We start from the raw sequence: 2,136 nt of genomic DNA, 5'->3' as shown, positions 1-2,136 counted from the left end.
GGTCGCGAATTAGACTTAATGGACAAAAACCAATTCAACTTCCTATGGGTAACAAACTGGCCATTGCTTGAGTATGATGAAGATACAAAACGCTTCAACGCAATGCACCACCCATTCACTATGCCTAACGAGGAAGACGTGGATAAATTAGCTGAAAACCCAGAAGATGTATACGCACAAGCTTACGATATCGTTTTAAATGGTTATGAAATCGGTGGTGGATCATTACGTATCTACCAAAAAGAAATGCAAATGCAAATGTTCAAAGCTTTAGGCTTTACAGAAGAATCTGCAACTTCTCAATTTGGTTTCCTATTAAATGCTTTAGACTACGGTTTCCCACCACACGGCGGATTAGCTTTAGGTCTAGACCGTTTAGTAATGTTATTAGCTGGTGAAGAAAACATCCGTGAAGTGATTGCCTTCCCTAAAAATGGTCGTGCTTTTGACCCACTAACAGAAGCACCAAGCCAAGTATCAGAACAACAATTAGAAGAATTATCATTATCAGTCACTACAATTGATTTTGATTAAGTATAAAAAAATGGCCTCAAGGCCATTTTTTTAATGATCATCGAAAACTTGAAGTGTCATATCTAACAATTTTGAAGAGTAAATATATGTCGTATGGTAGAATATACTTAGATATAAATTTACTTTTTTATTTGGAGGAGGATTAAGTTAATGAGTAAAAAATCATGGATATTAGCAATTGTTGCTGTTATTATCCTCGCACTGGGTGCATTTGGTAGCCAATTGACCAGCCAAACCAATGTCAATAATCTGCTTTCTGAGGGATCAAATGTGTTTTCAAGCGCGCAAAATATTATTGAAGTAGGGGACACAAACCGTCAGGTGGCGGTGTTAGAAGTCGATGGAACGATTGCAGACAACTCTGGGTCAGGTTCTTTTTCTGAAGGGATGGATTACCAAGGTATCCTAGATGCTATTGAAGAAATTAAAGAAAATGATGATGTCCAAGCACTATTATTAACCGTCAATTCACCAGGTGGTGGGGTATATGAGAGTACAGAATTATATAATGCCTTACTTGACTTAAAAGAAAGTCGTGAAATGCCAATTTATGTTTCAATGGGACAAATGGCTGCTTCTGGTGGTTATATGATTTCAATGGTCGGTGATCAAATTTATACAGATAGTGAAACCACTACTGGTTCAATTGGTGTCATCATGCAAGTGCCGAACTTCTCAGGCTTTATGGAAGAGCATGGTTTAGCTATGGATACCTACAAATCAGGGGCATTGAAAGATATGGGTTCATCATTTAGAGGTGCTTCTGATGAAGAAAAAGACGTCTTAAATTCTTTCATTCAAGAGAAATACAACCGTTTTGTTGAAATTGTAGCGAATGGCCGCGGGATGTCAACTGATGACGTGAAAAAATTAGCTGATGGCCGCATTTATTCAGGAAGTCAAGCCGTTGAAAATGGCTTAGCTGACCAAATTGGTTACGAAGAAGATGCTTTAGCAGCCTTAAGAGCTGATAACAACCTGGAAACAGCTACCGTTGTAGACTACTCACCTACATCTGCTACTTCATGGCTGACTGATTTTATGTCATTATTAGCTGAGAAAAACTTATTTACTAGTCAATCAGAAACCAATACAGCGGATGAAATGACACAAATTTTAGAGGTTTTAGAAGATACCTCAACACCTCAATTCTATTACATGTACGGAGGTGAATAAGATGTTTAAACGCCGTAAAAAAGCTAAGGATAATCAAGATAGTGTTGAATTGCCGAAGCTAAATGAACGTATTTATGAAGGGTCAGTAGAAACAGATTTTAAAGAAAAACGTCGTGAACGCAAAATTAAATCTTTGCAGGCTTCACCGCAAGAAATCTTTTCAAATTATCGCCGTAACCTAGAAGCAGATATTGCTTCAGGCTATGCTCGTAATCTGTATGGCGGTTTCTGGATTCGTTTGGTTGCCTTCTTAATTGATTTACTGATGGTATACGCCTTACGTTTACTAGTCACGGGTGTCTTAAATGCAGTAACACAAGGCGCTTATAGCACCTTACCTGCTGCAGTAACTTTCCTAGTCGATCAATTCGTCTTAATTGCCTACTTTACCTTGTCCACATTCTTTACCAATGGCCAAACGATTGG

General features: G+C 38.2%; 3 protein-coding genes. All 3 read left to right on the top strand.

Features of this window, described 5'->3' with window-relative positions:
- Positions 1–534: amino acid--tRNA ligase-related protein (locus ACRCJ0_RS12530; protein ID WP_431387792.1), on the top strand; the 534-nt coding region annotated here is incomplete at its 5' end.
- 150 nt (positions 535–684) lie between these two features.
- The gene (gene sppA / locus ACRCJ0_RS12525; RefSeq protein WP_431390637.1) at positions 685–1,710 is read left to right on the top strand and encodes a signal peptide peptidase SppA; all 1,026 of its coding nucleotides are present in this window, start codon (positions 685–687) and stop codon (positions 1,708–1,710) included.
- 1 nt (position 1,711) lies between these two features.
- A partial coding sequence (locus ACRCJ0_RS12520) for an RDD family protein (RefSeq protein WP_431390635.1) occupies positions 1,712–2,136 on the top strand: 425 nt, incomplete at its 3' end.

The sequence above is a fragment of the Aerococcus sp. L_32 genome (genome assembly GCF_050689315.1).
This window is presented reverse-complemented; position numbering and strand designations above follow the sequence as displayed.

Coding starts and splice junctions, on each gene's coding strand:
- sppA (WP_431390637.1), top strand. CDS start 685: ATGAGTAAAAAATCATGGATATTAGCAATTGTTGCTGTTATTATCCTC.